The organism is Pelomonas sp. SE-A7, from assembly GCF_030345705.1.
Classification (GTDB): Bacteria; Pseudomonadota; Gammaproteobacteria; order Burkholderiales; family Burkholderiaceae_C; genus JAUASW01.
In genome coordinates, this window is the sequence record NZ_JAUASW010000001.1 from 1,921,149 (window position 1) to 1,937,787 (window position 16,639).

General features: G+C 67.5%; 14 protein-coding genes. 8 read left to right on the forward strand and 6 right to left on the reverse strand.

Features of this window, described 5'->3' with window-relative positions:
- Position 1 precedes the first annotated feature (1 nt).
- The 3 genes from QT382_RS08600 to QT382_RS08610 are packed head-to-tail and all read right to left on the reverse strand — an operon-like array spanning position 2 to position 2,105.
- Positions 2-715, reverse strand: coding sequence for a nitroreductase (locus tag QT382_RS08600; RefSeq protein WP_289253622.1), 714 nt, complete (start codon positions 713-715; stop codon positions 2-4).
- Complete coding sequence (locus QT382_RS08605; RefSeq protein WP_289253623.1) at positions 712-1,170, reverse strand: acyl-CoA thioesterase; 459 nt, start codon at positions 1,168-1,170, stop codon at positions 712-714. Before QT382_RS08605 ends, QT382_RS08600 begins: the two co-directional genes overlap by 4 nt.
- 14 nt (positions 1,171-1,184) lie before the next feature.
- Positions 1,185-2,105 (reverse strand): histone deacetylase family protein, encoded by a 921-nt coding sequence (locus QT382_RS08610; protein ID WP_289253624.1) that lies wholly within the window; start codon positions 2,103-2,105, stop codon positions 1,185-1,187.
- 247 nt (positions 2,106-2,352) lie between these two features.
- Here QT382_RS08610 and phaP point away from each other — a divergent pair, with 247 nt between their 5' ends.
- Together phaP and QT382_RS08620 are read left to right on the forward strand one after the other, a co-directional pair.
- Positions 2,353-2,910, forward strand: a complete 558-nt coding sequence (gene phaP, locus QT382_RS08615; RefSeq protein ID WP_289253625.1) for a phasin family protein — start codon at positions 2,353-2,355, stop codon at positions 2,908-2,910.
- Between the two features lie 341 nt (positions 2,911-3,251).
- The gene (locus tag QT382_RS08620) at positions 3,252-6,392 is read left to right on the forward strand and encodes a TonB-dependent receptor (RefSeq protein WP_289253626.1); all 3,141 of its coding nucleotides are present in this window, start codon (positions 3,252-3,254) and stop codon (positions 6,390-6,392) included.
- Between the two features lie 67 nt (positions 6,393-6,459).
- On the opposite strand, the gene QT382_RS08625 is transcribed toward QT382_RS08620, so the two are convergent.
- Together QT382_RS08625 and QT382_RS08630 are read right to left on the reverse strand one after the other, a co-directional pair.
- Complete coding sequence (locus tag QT382_RS08625) at positions 6,460-7,086, reverse strand: LON peptidase substrate-binding domain-containing protein (protein WP_289253627.1); 627 nt, start codon at positions 7,084-7,086, stop codon at positions 6,460-6,462.
- A gap of 11 nt (positions 7,087-7,097) precedes the next feature.
- The gene (locus QT382_RS08630) at positions 7,098-8,021 is read right to left on the reverse strand and encodes a patatin-like phospholipase family protein (protein WP_289253628.1); all 924 of its coding nucleotides are present in this window, start codon (positions 8,019-8,021) and stop codon (positions 7,098-7,100) included.
- 67 nt (positions 8,022-8,088) lie between these two features.
- Here QT382_RS08630 and QT382_RS08635 point away from each other — a divergent pair, with 67 nt between their 5' ends.
- The 3 genes from QT382_RS08635 to QT382_RS08645 all read left to right on the forward strand — a co-directional run bounded on the left by QT382_RS08635 (position 8,089) and on the right by QT382_RS08645 (position 10,078).
- Entirely contained in the window at positions 8,089-8,418 is a 330-nt protein-coding gene (locus QT382_RS08635; RefSeq protein WP_289253629.1) for an AraC family ligand binding domain-containing protein, read from the forward strand.
- Positions 8,419-8,502: 84 nt separating this feature from the next.
- Entirely contained in the window at positions 8,503-9,399 is an 897-nt protein-coding gene (locus QT382_RS08640) for a DUF4399 domain-containing protein (protein WP_289253630.1), read from the forward strand.
- A gap of 52 nt (positions 9,400-9,451) precedes the next feature.
- Positions 9,452-10,078, forward strand: a complete 627-nt coding sequence (locus QT382_RS08645; RefSeq protein WP_289253631.1) for a thiol:disulfide interchange protein DsbA/DsbL — start codon at positions 9,452-9,454, stop codon at positions 10,076-10,078.
- Here QT382_RS08645 and QT382_RS08650 read toward each other — a convergent pair whose 3' ends face one another.
- On the reverse strand, positions 10,079-12,997 hold the full coding sequence (locus QT382_RS08650; protein ID WP_289253632.1) for an HD domain-containing phosphohydrolase: 2,919 nt from the start codon (positions 12,995-12,997) through the stop codon (positions 10,079-10,081). It abuts the gene before it with no gap.
- Between the two features lie 128 nt (positions 12,998-13,125).
- Here QT382_RS08650 and ybiB point away from each other — a divergent pair, with 128 nt between their 5' ends.
- The 3 genes from ybiB (at position 13,126) to QT382_RS08665 (ending at position 16,637) form a co-directional block, all read left to right on the forward strand.
- The gene (gene ybiB / locus QT382_RS08655) at positions 13,126-14,046 is read left to right on the forward strand and encodes a DNA-binding protein YbiB (RefSeq protein ID WP_289253633.1); all 921 of its coding nucleotides are present in this window, start codon (positions 13,126-13,128) and stop codon (positions 14,044-14,046) included.
- Between the two features lie 129 nt (positions 14,047-14,175).
- Positions 14,176-14,934 carry a sulfite exporter TauE/SafE family protein gene (locus QT382_RS08660; protein WP_289253634.1) on the forward strand — a complete coding sequence of 253 codons (759 nt, stop codon included), beginning with the start codon at positions 14,176-14,178 and terminating at the stop codon, positions 14,932-14,934.
- Positions 14,935-14,942: 8 nt separating this feature from the next.
- The gene (locus QT382_RS08665) at positions 14,943-16,637 is read left to right on the forward strand and encodes a nitrite/sulfite reductase (protein ID WP_289253635.1); all 1,695 of its coding nucleotides are present in this window, start codon (positions 14,943-14,945) and stop codon (positions 16,635-16,637) included.
- Positions 16,638-16,639: the final 2 nt, after the last annotated feature.

The window sequence follows — 16,639 nt, forward strand, 5'->3', positions numbered from 1 at the left end:
CTCAGTCCGCGAGGAAGCGGGCGAACTCGGCCACCGAGGCGCGCTCGGTCACCAGGCCGTTCTCCACCGCCACCGGGTCCGCATGGCCCAGCGACATGCCGCAGACCAGCTGCTGCTCAGGGCCCAGCTTCAGCTCCTCGGCGATCAGGCGGTGGAACTGGGTGAAGGCCGCCTGCGGGCAGGTGTGCAGGCCGCGCGCGCGCGCCGCGATCATGATGTTCTGGATGAACATGCCGTAGTCCAGCCAGCTGCCCTGCTGCATCACCCGGTCTATGGTGAACATCAGGCCCACCGGCGCGTCGAAGAACGCGTAGTTGCGGCCGTGCTGGTCATGCATGCGGGCCTTGTCGGTCTTGGCGATGCCTAGCAGGCCGTACAGGTCCCAGCCGATCTTGCGGCGGCGGTCTATGTAGGGCGAGACCCATTCGCGCGGGTAGTAGGCGTATTCCTCGGTGTGGGCGGCCAGCTCGGTCGGGTCGTCGTAGACCGCCTGGATGCGGCTCGACAGGCGCTGCTTGGCCGCGCCGGTCAGCACATGGACCTGCCAGGGCTGGGTGTTGGTGCCCGAGGGCGCCCGCGCGGCAATGCGCAGGATGTCCTCGACCACCTCGCGGGCCACCGGTGTGGGCAGGAAGGCCCGCATCGAATGGCGGCTCTCGATGGCGGCATCGACCGCGGCGCGTTGCTCGGGGCTGGGGATCTCGAATCGGCTCATGGGGCTGGCACCTTCAGGGATTGCAGGGCTTGGACATAGGCGTTCGGCAACTCGGCCACCGGCCGGCGCGACTCGCGGTCCACATAGACATGGATGAAATGGCCGCGCGCCGCGCTGAGCTCGGCGCCTTCGGCGAACAGGGCGATCTCGTAGCGCACGCTGGAGCGTCCGCCACCAGCCACGCGCAGGCCGGCTTCTATGCGCTGCGGAAAGGCCAGCGACTCGAAGAAGTTGCAGTGGGTCTCGACCACCAGGCCGATGACGGCGCCGCCGTGGAGGTCCAGCGCGCCCTGCTCGATCAGGTACTGGTTCACCGCGGTGTCGAACAGGCTGTAGTAGACGACGTTGTTCAGGTGGCCGTAGAGGTCGTTGTCCATCCAGCGCGTGCCCAGCGTCACGAAGCGGGCATAGGCCGAGCGCGGCTCGGGCTGGGGACGGGGCGAAGGGCTGCTCATGGAGGGCGATTCTTTCATCGACGGGTTTGCCACAGCCGCCAGCTGTGCACGGCCTCGCTCAGGGTATTCACTTGCACTGCCACCGTGGTGGCCAGGTCATGGCCGTAGCCACCGGCCATGGCCATGGCGACCGGAATGCCGCGCTCGCGCAGCTCGGTCAGCACACGCCGGTCGCGTTCACGCAGGCCGGCATAGCTCAGCTTGAGGCGGCCCAGGCGGTCGCCCTCGTGGGGATCGGCACCCGCCAGGTAGAAGGCCAGGCCGGGCGGCTGGGTCGCCAGCCGCGACCACACCGTGGTCAGCGCGGCATCGAGCGCGGCCAGATAGGGCTCGTCCGTGCAGCCGTCCGGCAGCTCCACGTCCAGGTCGCTGGCTTCCTTGCGGAACGGAAAGTTGCGCGCGCCGTGCATGGACAACGTGAAGACGCTGTCATCGCCGCTGAAGATCGCCGCCGTGCCGTTGCCCTGGTGGACGTCCAGATCGATGACCAGCACGCGCAGGCCCGCGCGTTCCGCCTGCATCAAGCGCGCTGCCACCGCGACGTCATTGAAGACGCAGTAGCCCGAGCCCTTGTGCGAATACGCATGGTGGGTGCCGCCCGCCAGGTTGGCGGCCACACCCTCCTCCAGCGCGGCTCGCGCCGCCTGGATGGTGGCGCCGACCGAATGGCGGGAACGCTCCGCCATGGCGGGCGACCAGGGGAAGCCGATCTCGCGCTGGGCAGCCTCGCTCAGCCGCCCCTGCATCACCGCGTCTATGTAGCCCGCCTCGTGGACCAGGGCGAGTTCGCTCTCGGTCGCCGGCCGGGCCGCCTGCAGGCGCAAGAGGCCGGGCTCGCTCTCCAGGGCCTCGCGCAGCATCCGGTACTTGTCCTGAGGAAAGCGGTGCCCCGGCGGCAGGGCCAGGCTGTGGGCGTCGGAATGGAAGGCCAGCATGGGGCGACACGATAGCGGCGCCACCGCTACAGCGCCGTCATCCGGGCGTCACCGGGGCCGGTCAGGCTGAGCCCAGGCGGGGTCCGGGGGGCGCTCCGAGTCAAGTTACAAATTTTTTGGTGCAGTGCAGCAAAAAGTTCTTGCAATCGGTTCGGGCGCCCCCCATACTTCGCTCCATGCTGCAGTGCAACAAAACCTGCAGACCCTAGAAACTCCCCAGTAAACAACCCTTCTCAGGAGCCCTGCCATGCTGACCCCGGAACAAGTTTTTGCCGCCCACAAGGCCAATGTCGAGACCCTGTTCGGCCTGACCAACAAGGCCTTCGAAGGCGTCGAAAAGCTGGTCGAACTGAACCTGCAAGCCGCCAAGACCGCGCTGAGCGAAGTCGCCGATTCGTCGACCGCCGCCCTGTCGGTCAAGGACGCCCAAGAGCTGCTGTCGCTGCAACAGTCGCTGCTGCAGCCGAGCGCCGAGAAGGCCGCCGCCTACAGCCGTCACCTGTATGACATCGCCGCCGCCACGAACGCCGAGTTCGTCAAGCTGGCTGAGTCGCAGTACGGCGACGTGCAGAAGAAGTTCAACGCCGTCATCGAAAACGCCGTCAAGAACGCCCCGGCCGGTAGCGAAAGCGCCGCTGCCCTGGTGAAGTCGGCTGTCGCTGCCGCCAACAACGCCCTGGAAACCGCACAGAAGGCTGCCAAGCAAGCCGCCGAAGTGGCCGAAGCCAACTTCCAGGCCGTGACCAGCCAGGCCGTCAAGGCCACCCAGACGGCCACCCGCTCGAGCAAGAAGGCCGCTGCCTGATAGCCAAGCAAGAAACCCGAGCTTCTTGGCCGCGCAACGCCTGAGGGCGGCGGCATCCAAGTTGTCTCCTCGGTACCCAGCGAGCTCTGCTCTGCAAGTACCCTTCGGCCCGATGCCTGACAGCATCGGGCTTTTTTACGTCGGCTCCGGCCGCTGCAGGTCGGACCTCGTTCTGGGAGTTAGCACGCAGCCCTGCATCCATGCCCGTGCTTTTCCGCATGCCCACCCTTCGGTGTGTCCGAGGGACAACCCGGTGAGCCCCCCCCATCGTTGATCTGAAACTCGCCGGGCAAGCGCAAGGCTTGCAACAAAGCAATCAGTCAACCAAACGAGGGGAACCCATGCCCATTAACTTCAGCGGCAATCTGCGCCTGCATCGAACTGCCGTTGCGCTCGCCGTCTGTCTTGCCGCCGCCACGGCCACCCAGGTCCAAGCCCAGTCCAACGCCACCGGCAGCATCTTCGGCTCGGTGCAGGCAACGCCCGGCACCACGGTGCTGATCGAGAACCCGGCCACCGGCTTCAAGCGCACGGTCACGCCCGACGCCACCGGCCGCATCCAGGCCTCCTCGCTGCCGGTGGGCAGCTACAAGGTCAGCCTGCTGCGCGACGGCAAGGCCATCCAGACCCGCGAGGGCGTCGAAGTGCAGCTCGGTCAGGGCGCCGAGGTTTCTTTCGGCCAGCAGCTTGAAACGGTCACGGTGACCGGCGCTCGCCGCAAGCTTGACGTGTCGAGTGCCGACAACGGCGCCAGCTTCTCGGCCAAGCAACTGGAGGCTCTGCCGACCGGCCGCAACCTGGACGCCATCATCCGCCTCGCGCCAAACACCACCAATGTGGACCCGCGCTATCCCGGCGGCGCCAGCATCGGCGGCGGCGCGGCTTCTGAGAACTCGTACTACATCAACGGCTTCCCGGTCACCAACCCGCTGAACCAGTTGGGATCGTCGGAACTGCCATTCGGCGCGATTGAACAGGCCCAGATCCTGAACGGCGGCTTCGGCGCCGAGTTCGGCCGTTCGGTGGGTGGCGTGATCAACGTCATCACCAAGAGCGGCACCAACACCTGGGAAACCGGCGGCACCATCAGCCTGTCGCCGAATTCGCTGCGCAGCAAGGCGCAGAACCGCTACTACGCCACTACCGGCAAGGTGCCGGCAACCGACGGCAAGCTCTTCCTGTACCGCGAGAACAACACGCAAAGCGAGACCCAAGTGGGCGGCTATGTGGGCGGCCCGCTGATCAAGGACCATCTGTTCATGTTCGTCGCCGCCGAGAAGCGCACGTTGAAGAACGGCTCGATGGACGCGATCAACGGCAGTACCGTGAATGGCGCCGACGCCCCAAGCGCCTGGAACGACGACAAGACCGTCACCACCCGCGTGCTGGGCAAGCTGGACTTCAACATCACTGACGGCCATCGCCTGGACCTGACGTTGATCGGCGACACGCCCAAGCTGACCCGCACGGTATCAGGGGCCAACACCCTGACCGGTGCCCGCAATGGCAAGGTCGACCACATCGAGAACTGGAAGAACGACGAGGACGGCCTGACCACCTCGGGCGCCAACGTGCAGATCCTGCGCTATGTGGGCGAGCTGAGCGACAACCTCACCTTGACCGCCTTGTATGGCAAGAGCTCGACCAAGCGTTCCGCCACCACGGCCGGCATCGACACCACCGTACCCTTCGTCGGCTTCGAGAACGGCAACGCAGCCAAGGCGCCAGGCCTGAGTTATCCGGTCCTGAACAGCTTCACCGGCCAGCTCTACCGCGCCGGCAACGAAGACAAGGTCAAGGGCCTGCGCCTGGACATCGAGTACAAGCTGGGCCAGCACACGCTGCGCGCCGGCATGGACGACAACAAGATGTCCACGCTCTTCGGCGGCAAGGAAGCGCCCCCGGGAGGCCGCAGCCTGCAGTACCGTCTATTGACCGACCCCGCGGCCGTGGCCAACAAGAATCTCACGCTGCCGGACTCGGGCAGCCAGCAGATGTGGATTGGCAACCCGAACAACGGAGCCCTGGCTGCCAAGGGCTACTACGGCGTGGAGAACATCACCTCCAGCGTCAGCGACGCCTACTCAAACCAGACGGCGCAGTACATCGAAGACAAGTACCAGGTGACCAAGAACCTGCTGCTGGTCGCCGGGCTGCGCCGCGAGACCTACGAGAACCAGAATTCGGCCAAGGAGACTTTCCTCAAGGTCGACAACCAGTACAACCCGCGCTTCCAGGCCGTATGGGACGCGCTGGGCGACTCGTCGCTGAAAGTCTTCACCAGCGCCGGCCGCTACTCGATCCAGATCCCCACACTGGTGGCCCTGCGCGGCGCCAACGGCTCCACCGGCACGTCCACCGTCTTCACCTACACCGGCGTCGACTCCAAGGGCATGCCCACCGGCCGCATCGACCAGACCAAGGCCTATTCGCCGAATGCCGAATATGGCCAGGCCAAGGACCCGCACAGCGTCGCCGGCGTGAACATGAAGCCGGCGTATCAGGACGAGATGACCGTCGGCATCGAGAAAGCCCTGACCCGAGACCTGAACGGCGGCGTCAAGCTGACCTACCGCTCGCTGAAGAGCACGATCGACGACATGTGTGACTGGCGTCCGTTCGCCAAGTGGCTGGAGAAGAACCCCGGCGTCAGTGCCGCGCCCTGGAAGGCGTTCCTGGCTGATGTCGAGAACGGCCATTCGCCGTTCAGCTGCGCCTCGTTCAACCCGGGCGAGGCCAACAGCTTTGACATCAACTTCAACGGCGACGGCAAGACCTACACCCGCGTCAACCTGAGCGCCGCGGACCTGGGCTACGGCGGCATGAAGCCCAAGCGCGTCTACACCGCGCTGGACTTCTTCGTCGAGCACCCGTTCCGCGACAACTGGTACGGCAAGGTGACCTACACCTACTCGACCAGCAAGGGCAACACCGAAGGCCAGACCCTGTCCGACCGGGCGCAGCGCGACGTGTCGGCCACGCAGACCTGGGACCAGCCCGAGCTGATGGAGCACGCCTATGGCTACCTGCCCAATGACCGCAAGCACCAGATCAAGGGCTATGGCTATGTTCAGCTGACGCCTGAGTGGCAGGCCGCCGGCGCTTTGAGCTGGGAATCGGGCCGTCCGCGCAGTTGCCTGGGTGTCTACAAGGGCCCCAACCAGAACGACGTGAACTGGGGCACGCTGAACTACGGCTCGAACTACCACTACTGCTTCGGCAAGCCCGCTGATCGCGGTGCCGTGGGCCGTCTCGCCAACAACTCGCGCATCGACCTGAGCCTGACCTACAAGCCCAGCTATGTGCCGGGCCTGTCGGTGTCGGCCGAGGTGTTCAACGTCGCCAACTCGCAAGCCATCCTGGCCGTGGAAGAACGCGGCGAGACCGGCAGCGGCGCTCCGCGCAGCATCTACGAGCTGTCGCAAGGCAATGCAGCCCCGCGCAACGTCCGCTTTGCCGTGACCTACAACAAGGCCTTCTGATCGAAGCAGTCTGAACTGCAAGCCGCCGGATGAAAGTCCGGCGGCTTTCTTTTTTCCTGCGCGGGCCTCAGGGGCCCAGGTGCTCCAGCAGATCCGCCACCAGTTCCAGCCTCAGCAGAGGGTTGTCCAGCGCCAGCAGGCGCTGCTTCTCGGAAGATGGCAGCGGCAGCAGCTCGCACCAGCGGTTCGCCAGCCAGCCACAATCGTCCCAGCGATAGGGAGGCTGGACCGGCAGGTCCGCCGTGGCCACTGCCTGTTCGAATCGGCTCAGCAGCAGCTGCAATTGCCGGCTGGCGCGCTGCAGGTCGGGCGGCACCTGCACCTCGGCGTCGGCGGACAGCAGGCGGCCTTCGCCGACCCACAGCCCATGCGGCAGGCATTCGCTGCGCCACAGCTGGAAGCGCTGGCCGCCGGTGCAGCGGATCTGCAGCAGGCCGGGCTGGGTCCGATCGCATGAGTCGACATGAGCCAGGGTGCCCAGGCTCTCGAAGCTCTCGCGCAGGAACTGATCGCCCTCGCCGCGCTGGCGCACCTCGTTGCCCGAGGTCAGGCAGACCACGCCGAACGGCCGGTCGTCCTTGAGGCAGCGCTGGATCAGGTCCAGGTAGCGCGGCTCGAAGATGCGCAGCTCCAGCAGACCTGCTGGGAACAGCACCGAGCTCAGCGGGAACAACTCGATGCGTTCGTCGCTCATCGTTCGCGGCCTCAGCGAGTCTTGGCAGCGATGCGCTGGCGCAGCTGCGGCAGCAGGGCCTGAGCGGCCTCGCGGCCGGCCTGGATGGAGCGCTTGCGAGCCGTGAAGTCGGCACTGCCAATGCCGTTCAGCGCCGGACGAATCACCAGGTCGGCATCGCGCAGCTCGAAGGTATTGATGCTGCGGCCCATGATGGAAAACGTCTGCAGCAGCATGCGCAGCGGATCGCTGCCCGGCTTCTCTTCGGGCGGCGAAGTGATGTCCACACCAATCACCAGCTCGGCGCCCATCTGGCGGGCGAAGCGCACCGGCACCGGCGCTACGAGGCCGCCGTCCACATAGTCGCGATTGCCGATATGGACCGGCTGGAACACCGCCGGCACCGAGCTGGACGCCCGCACCGCGGCCCCGGTGTCGCCGGTGCGGAACAGGATGGGCGAACCGTCCGACAGATCGGTCGCGACTATGCCCAGCGGCAGCGGCATCTGCTCGATCAGCTTGTTGCCGGTCTTCTCGCGCACGAAGCGGGCCAGCGCCTCGCCGCGTATCAGGCCACGCGTCGGGAAGGCCCAGTCGGTGATGGATCCCTCGTCCATGGATTCGGCCAGCTGGGCCATCTCGTTGCCGTTCCTGCCCGAGGCATAAAGGGCGGCGACCAGGCTGCCAGCCGAGGTGCCGGCCACCAGGTCGACCTTGATGCCCTGCTCTTCCAGCACCTGGATCACGCCGATATGGGCGAAACCGCGCGCCGCGCCACCACCCAGGGCCAGGCCGATGCGCGGCGGCTTGGGCGCAGGCTTCGGAGCCGGTGGCGGCTCGACCGGCGGTGGCACGGGAATCGGCGGTGGCGGCAGGCTGGAGCAGGCCGCCAGGGCCAGACCTGCCAGCAGCAGGCCGCGGCGCGCCAGCGGCGCGCGAACAGGGGCTTCGGACATGCGCCGGATTCTAGGGAAGGCGTTCACAATCGACCGCAGGCATTCCAGCAATCCGCAGGAGACGAGCATGGCCCTGACCCACGCCAATCCCGGCCAGTTGATCGATCTGGTGCCGCTGGCCGACGGCAAGACCGACAGCCCCAGCACCAGCCTGATCAAGACCGAGCAGTTGCAGCTGCTGCACATGGTCCTGCATGCCGGCCAGTCGCTGCCCGAGCATCAGGTGGCGGGTGAGCTGATCCTGCAATGCCTGGCGGGCCGCGTGCGGCTGCGCACACCGGGCCAGCAGATGCCGCTGAGCGCCGGTCAGCTGGTGCTGCTGCGCGGCGGTGAGCGACATGGCGTCGAGGCCGAAGTCGACAGCTGCCTGCTGCTGACCTTGTCGCTGAAGCACTGACGAGCGAGTCCCCGATTTGAGCGAGGCCGGGCCGGCCGGCCCGATGCAAGAATGGCCTCGCCGCATGCAGTCAGGGAGGCGACGATGGGACATCGCATCTTGTGTTCGCTGGTCGTTCTGGCGCTGGCATCGGTCAGCCCGGCCGGCCGCGCCGACACGCTGCCGGCCGGCGCGCTGGAGAAGCGCTGCTGGCTGGCCCACACGTCGGAGCGCACGGCGGTCGATCTGCGCGAGCCCACGGCGGTGAGCTTCAGCAATCTGCGCAACGGCTATGCCTTCCGCTCCCCTTTCTGGGTCGAGTTCGGCGTGCGCGGCATGGGCGTGGTACCGGCCGGCAACAAAAACGAGCGCGCCGGCCACCACCACATCCTGATAGACACGCCGCTGCCGATCAATCACCAGGCCCAGATCCCGTTCTCCGACACCCACAAGCATTTCGGCAAGGGCCAGACCGGCACCCAGCTGGACCTGCCCGACGGCAAGCACACGCTGCGCCTGCTGTTTGCCGACCATGAGCATCGGCCCTACTTCGTCTACAGCCGAGAAATCAGCATCCAGGTGATAGGCCGGCGCACCGCCGCGCCGGTGCGCATCGAGTCCAACAACTTCGACGACAGCTGCACCCTCTGGTACCAGGACACCATGGCCGCGCCGCGCTCGGGCGCCAAGGAGGCCTACGTCAAGAACCTGCGCGACGAGGAGGTGGTCGGCAGTCCCTTCACGCTGAGCTTTGGCGTGGTCGGACTCGGCATTGCGCCGGCCGCACAGAAGGTCAAGGACACCGGTCATTTCATCTACACGATCAACAGCCGAGGCGGCGGCCAGGTCCAGCGCCAGGTGCTGGCCGACGGCCGCACCGAGAGCCTGATCGAACTGCCGCGCGGCGACTACGAGCTGGACCTGCGCCTGCAAGACAGTGATGGCAACCAATTGCTGAAGGCGCCGCCGCTGCGCTTCAGCGTGCAGAAGCAGGAGCGCTGATCAAGGGCAGAATCCGCCGGTCCTGCAACATCAACGAGGAAGCCCCAGCACCATGGACCGCCGCCAGTTCAGCCAAGCCGCCCTGATTGCGGGCCTGTCGCCCAGCTTTGCCTGGGCCCAGGGCCGGCCCGTCGAAGGTCAGCACTACCGCAAGCTTCGCATGCCCCAGCCGCTGGCCGGCAGCAGCGCGGGTGGCGAGGTGCACGAGTTCTTCTGGTACGGCTGCGGCGCCTGCTTTGCGCTTGAGGCGCCGCTGCAGGCCTGGCTGTCCCGCAAGCCGGCCGAGGTGCAGTTCAAGCGCACCCCGGCCGTGATCCGCAAGGTGGCCGAGGCCCACCAGCGCATCTTCTACACGCTGGAGGCCATGGGCCTGGGCGACAAGCTGCATGCGCGGCTGTTCAACGCGCTGCAAGTCGAGCAGCTGGACCTGAGCACCCTGCCCGACATCCAGGCCTTCGTCAGCCGCAGCGGCTTTGACGGTGCCCGCTTTGCCCAGCTCTGGAATTCCTTCTCGGTCGATGGCCGCTGCCGCCAGGCCCAGGCCGCGGCCACGGCCTACGAGGTCGACGGCGTGCCCTGGCTGGTGGTCAATGGCCAGTACGCCACCTCGCCGGTCATGGCCAAGGGCAACAACGAAGCCCTGGCCGTGGTCGACTACCTGCTGAAGCTCAAGGCCTAATTAGGCCAGGCAGGCTGCCAGGTCGACCTCGTCGATCTGGGCCGGCTTCATGAAGCGCTTCGCATAGTCCAGGTAGGCGCCGGAGCGCAGGAACAGCTCGAACAGCTCCGCGTCCAGGTGCTGCTCGCGGCGCATCCTGACCATGATGGCCATGGCCTCCGACAGGGTCTTGCCCTTCTTGTACGGCCGGTCATCGGCGGTCAGGGCCTCGAACACGTCGGCGATGGCCATCATCCGGGCCTCGGGGCTCATCTGCTCGCGGGTCAGGCCCTTGGGATAGCCGCTGCCGTCCAGCTTCTCGTGATGGCCGCCGGCGATCTCGGGCACACGGCGCAGATGGCGAGGCAGCGGCAGCGCCTCCAGCATGCGTATGGTCTGCACGATGTGGTCGTTGATCTTGTAGCGCTCTTCCTCGGTCAGCGTGCCCCGGCCCAGGGAAAGGTTGTAGAGCTCGCCGCGGTTGTAGAGATGCTCGGGCTGCCGCACCTTGAAGCCTTCCGGCACCTTCTCGCCAGGTGGCCGCGGCAACAGATGCTCGGGCTTGTCGGCCAGCAGCGGCTCCTGCACAGGCAGCGGCGGCGCGGGGGTCGCCGACTTGCGGCGCCGTTCGTCCTGCGAGGTGCCCAGCCGGTCGTCCAGCGTCCGCCACCAACGCCGCGCGCCGATCTCGCGCAGCCGCTGGACCTTGTCGGGTGACAGATACTCGCCGCCCTCGTTGCAACTGGCGACGAAGGCGAACTCCTCGTCCAGCTGCCGCTGGGCCGGCGCCACAGCATCGCGTAGCTGCGCCAGGTCGGCGCCCCGCTGTTCAAGCTCCCGCTCGCATTGCTCCACGTAGGCCTCGCGCTTGAGCAGCTCGAAGCGCATGCGCACCTCGTGGATGCGGTCGCAGAGGGTCTCCAGCTTGGTCGCCTTGTCCACCACGTACTCCGGCGTGGTGACCTTGCCGCAGTCGTGCAGCCAGGCGGCGATGTGCAGCTCCTCCCATTGCTCCTCGCTGAGCGAATAGCCGGCATACGGCCCTTCCTTGGCCTCGCAGGCGGCGCGGGCCAGCAGCTTGGTCAGTTCGGGAACGCGCTGGCAATGGCCGCCGGTGTAGGGACTCTTGGCGTCGATGGCACCGGCCACCAGCTCGATGAAGCTCTGCAGCAGCTCCTTCTGCGCGCGCAGCAGCTGCTGGTTGTCAATGGCCACGGCCGCCGGCCCGGCCAGCGCCTCGATGAAGGCAGCACGCGACGAGGCCAGGCGCCCGGTTTCGCCATCACCATCGAGGAAGCCCAGCGACAAGGCCCCGATCATCTCGTTCTTGCGGTTCAGCAGCGGCACGCCGACCAGACGCAGCTTGGCCGTGTTCAGCCGCCTGAAGGCACCGGCATAGGCAGCCAGGTGCGCCGGGTTGTCCCAACGCAGCTCGCGCTCGACCAGGCAGCCGGATCGCAAGGCGGCGACCGACACCGAGAGGCTGTCGGCATCCTCCATGTCCCATTCGGACAGGCCGCTCGGGTCCGCCACCTCCTCACCTATGCGCGTGGCCGCCGGCACGAGCCGCTTGCCGTCGGGGCTCAGCAGATGGATGGCGCCACTGGCCGCCTGGGCCACGGACAGGGTCTCGGCCAGGATGCGGTCCAGCAGCCGATCGACATTGCGCTCGGCCGACAAGGCCGTGGAGATGTCGAGGAAACGGCGCAGCGAATGCTTCATGCTGGTCATGGACAAGGCCAGCAGATCGACTTCCTTGATGTGGCTGCGCGCCGGGTCGGGGCCCGCGAAATCGAAGCGGCGTATGGCCTCGGCCTCGCGCGCCAACTGCTTCAAGGGTCGAGCCACCAGCTTGGCGGCCCAGTGCACGATGGGAAGGGTCAGCAGCACGATGCCGGCCGTGATCAGGATGGAGATGCCGCGCGCGCGCAGGATGTCGGCCTGCAGCTCGTCGCGCGGCGCGGCCACGGCCAGGCTCAGGCCCGGCGTGCCGGGCAGCGCATCGAGGCGGGCCACCCATTCGCGGCCCTCCTGCTCGAAGATGGGTTCCGTCGTGCGGCCGGCGTTCGTCCACAGATGCAGCATCACCGGCGAACCGAGCTCGGCCACCTGCAGCAGCTTGGCGCTTTCATCGGCCACTGGTGCCGCCGCCGGCTGGCGGGCTGGCAGCGAACCGGCCAGCACCTGGCCGCGCTCGTCAACGATCATCAGTTCGGCCGAGGCCGTGATGCGTTGGCGTGCCAGCATGGCCCCCAGAGCGGCCAGGCTCACGTCCACGCCGGCCGCACCCTCGCCACGGGCGCTGGCCAGGGTCAGGCCCACCTCGCGCGTGGTGAAGAACATATAGGGCGCGGTCTGTATCACCTGGCCCGGCCGGGCCAGGGCCTGGGTGAACCAGGGGCGCTCGCGCGGGTCGAAGCGGTAGTCGCCGCGCTCGCTGCTTGAAAGCGGCTGCATCTGCGCGTCGTAGTAGCTGAAGCGGGCGCGCAGCGGCTCGCGGTCGCGGTCCACGGTCTGCAGCAAGTAGGCCGCGCCATGTGGTGCGTCGAGCCGGGCGCCCAGTTCGCGGCTGTCCAGTCTCCTCAGCAGCAGGAACGATCCCTTGGCCGTGCCGCCATAGGCCGCCGACAGCGAGGGGTTCTCGCGCAGGGCCGCGGTCAGCACCGGCAGGCTGGCCAGGCGGCCTCCCTCGTCCGACGCATCGATCAGGCGGGTCTGCGCGAGCAGAGCCGCACTGAGGCGGGCCGGGCGCAATTCGGCCTCGATGGCTGCGCTGGCTTCGCGGCTGACGTGCTCGAAGGTGCCAGCCGCCTGGATCAGCATGCGCTGCTTGCCCGCCTGCAGCTGATAGGCCAGCAGCGTCACATAGAGCAAGAGGACGATGCCCACCATGAGCACCGACAGCGTGACGTAGATAGAACGCGGCTTCACAGGCGGCATGGCTGAGCCTCCCCAGGCAGGCATGGACGGGCGCGGACCTCGGCCAGCATCAGGCCGCAGCCCCGGCGCGCTGTCAATGCCGGTACAGGCAAGACCTGGCACTTGCCGGCGGCTCCTACACTGCCGCCATGCAGTTCGCTCCCCTGATCAAGGAAATCGGCCGCGGCGCCCGCGGTGCACGCGACATGACGGCCGCGCAGGCTCAAGACCTGTTCGGCGCCATCCTGGATGGCCAGGTGCCCGACATGGAGCTGGGCGCCATCCTGCTGAGCCTGCGCATCAAGGGCGAGAGCCTGGACGAGATGCTGGCCTTCGAACGCGCCATGCAGGCCCGCACCGCCCGCATCGACGTGCCGGCCGGCCCGCTCTGCGTCCTGCTGCCCAGCTTCAACGGCGCCCGCAAGCAGGCCAATCTGATGCCCTTGGTCGCCCTGCTGCTGGCCCGCGAGGGCGTGCCGGTGCTGATACACGGCCGGCATGACTTCGACAGCCGGGTCAGCCCCTTCGAGCTGCTGGCGGCCCTGGGGCTGTCGGTGTCCACCGATGTCGATCAGGCCTCGGCCCGCCTGGCCGCTGAACGGCTGGCCGTGCTGCCGCTGGCGGCTCTCAACCCCGGCCTGGACCGCTTGATGGCCCTGCGCCCGCGGCTGGGTGTGCGCAACAGCGGCCACAGCGTGGCCAAGCTGATCGACCCGGCGCCCGGCCGCTCGGTGCGGGTGGTGGCCGTGACCCATCCGGAATACCTGGACAACCTGGGCCAGGCCCTGCCCCGCCTGACCGAGGGGGGCGGACGGGCCCTCCTGATGCGGGCCAGCGAGGGGGAGGCGTATGCCCACCTGCGCCGCCGGGCGCTGTTGATGGGTTTCTTCGATGGCCAGGCCCGCGAACTGCATCCAGCCGACACGACCGACATCGATTGGCCGCTCTCGCCCGCCTGCGAAGCAAGCACTAACGCAACGCTGATCCAGGCCATGCTGGCCGGCCGTGAGGCCGTGCCGCCTCGCATCCTGGAGCAGGTCCGCGCGCTGGCCGAACTGGCCTCGAGCTAGGCCATATTCTTGATCTGAATATAAGAAAAACGATTTTGTAGTTTGCTTATATATAAAGCCTCTCTACAGTCCGGCGCCTAGGGTTGCCACGGGGGTAGCCCATGCCCCGAGGGAGCGGCTTTGGACTGGATGGCAGTGATCAGCGGATTCGGTGTCGGCGCCATCGTCGGCATCACCGGCGTAGGCGGCGGCTCGCTGATGACGCCGCTGCTGCTGTCGGTGTTCCGGCTCAGCCCGGCCATCGCCATCGGCACGGACCTGTGGTTCGCCGCCCTGACCAAGGTTTCCGGCTCGGTCGCCCACGCCCGCCATGGCCATGTCCGCTGGGACATCACTGGCCGCCTGCTGGCCGGCTCCATCCCCGCCTCCGTCGCCACCGTGGCCCTGATGCACCTCACCGGCATCACCAAGGGCTGGGCCTCGGCCCTGACCTTCTCGCTGGGCATCGCCCTGCTGCTGACCGCCCTGGTCGTGGCCTTCAAGAAGAGCTGGATGGCCCTGGGCCTGAAGCTGGAACGCTACGTCCCCGAGTCGCGCAAGCCGCTGCTCACCATCGCTTCCGGCGCCATCCTGGGCGTGCTGGTCTCGCTGTCGTCGATTGGCGCCGGCGCCATTGGCGCGACGCTGATCCTGCTGATCTATCCGCGCCTGCCGGCCCGCTTCATCGTCGGCAGCGACATCGCCCACGCCGTGCCGCTGACCCTGGTGGCCGGCATTGGCCATGCCACGCTGGGCCATGTGAACTGGACCCTGCTGGTGCCGCTGCTGCTGGGCTCGGTGCCCGGCATCTGGCTGGGTGCCCAGCTGACCCGGCGCCTGCCCGACGGCGTGATCCGCACCCTGCTGTGCGTCTCGCTGCTGATGGCCGGCTGGAAAGTCATTCACTGAATACCGCTATGTACGCCTACACCGACTTCGACCGCCAGTTCGTCCGCGCCCGCGCCGCGCAGTTCCGCGACCAGCTGGAGCGCAACCTCGCCGGCCAGCTCTCCGACGACGAGTTCCGCCCGCTGCGCCTGCAAAACGGCTGGTATGTGCAACGCCATGCACCCATGCTGCGCGTGGCCGTGCCCTATGGCGTGCTGTCCTCGCGCCAGCTGCGCCAGCTGGGTCGCATCGCGCGTGAGTTCGACCGCGGCTACGGCCATTTCACGACCCGCCAGAACCTGCAATACAACTGGATTCCGCTGACGAAGTCGGCCGACGTGATGGACCTGCTGGCCGACGTGGACATGCACGGCATCCAGACCAGCGGCAACTGCATCCGCAACATCACGACCGACGGCCTGGCCGGCGTGGCGCCGGACGAGATCGTCGATCCGCGGCCCTATGCCGAGGTGCTGCGCCAGTGGAGCACCCTGCATCCGGAGTTCGCCTTCCTGCCGCGCAAGTTCAAGATCGCCATCTCCGGCGCCGCCGAGGACCGTGCCGCCATCGCCTGGCACGACATCGGCCTGCAGCTGAAGAAGAACGCGGCCAGCGAGGTCGGCTTCCAGGTGCTGGTCGGCGGCGGCATGGGCCGCACGCCGGTGGTGGCCCAGACCATCAACGACTTCCTGCCCTGGCAGCAGATCCTGGTCTACATCGAGGCCATCGTCCGCGTCTACAACCGCTACGGCCGCCGCGACAACGCCTACAAGGCCCGCATCAAGATCCTCGTCAAGGCCGAGGGCCAGAAGTTCTTCGACGCGGTGAACGAAGAGTTCCGCCAGATCCTCTCGGACGACGCCGGCGGCCATGAGCACCTGATTCCGCAGGCCGAGCTGGACCGCGTGGCGGCCAGCTTCACCGTGCCGGCCGGCGTGGCCGCCGTGCCCGCGCTGGACATCTTCGAAGGAGCCGGCGGCGCCTACAAGCGCTGGCTGGAACGCAATGTCCACGGCCACCGCCTGAGCGGCTACCGCGGCGTCACGCTGTCGCTCAAGCGTGTGGGCCTGCCCCCGGGCGATGCCACGGATGCGCAGATGGAAGCCGCCGCCGATCTGGCAGACCGCTTCAGCCAGGGCGAGCTGCGCGTGACCCACGACCAGAACCTGCTGCTGCCCTGGGTGCGCGAGACCGAGCTGCCCTCGCTGTATGCCGAGGCCAAGGCCCTGGGCTTCGCCACGCCCAACATCGGCCTGCTGACCGACATGATCGCCTGCCCCGGCGGCGACTTCTGCGCGCTGGCCAATGCCCGCTCGCTACCCATCGCCGCGGCCCTGACCGAGCGCTACCAGGACCTGGACGAGCTCTGGGACATTGGTGACATCGACCTGCACATGAGCGGCTGCATCAACAGCTGCGGCCACCACCACAGCGGCCACATCGGCGTGCTCGGCGTCGACAAGGATGGCAAGGAGTGGTACCAGGTCTCGCTGGGCGGCTCGGACGGCTCAACGCTCTCGGGCGCACCGCAGGCCGGCAAGGTGATAGGTCCCTCGTTCGCGGCCGACGAGGTGCCCGATGTGATCGAGTCCATCGTCGCCACCTACCGTGCCGAGCGCAGGAGCGGCGAACGCTTCATCGACACGGTGCGCCGCATCGGCATCGAGCCCTTCAAGGCGCCGGCCAATGCCCAGCGCAGCCTGACCGCCACCGCGACCGCCTGAGC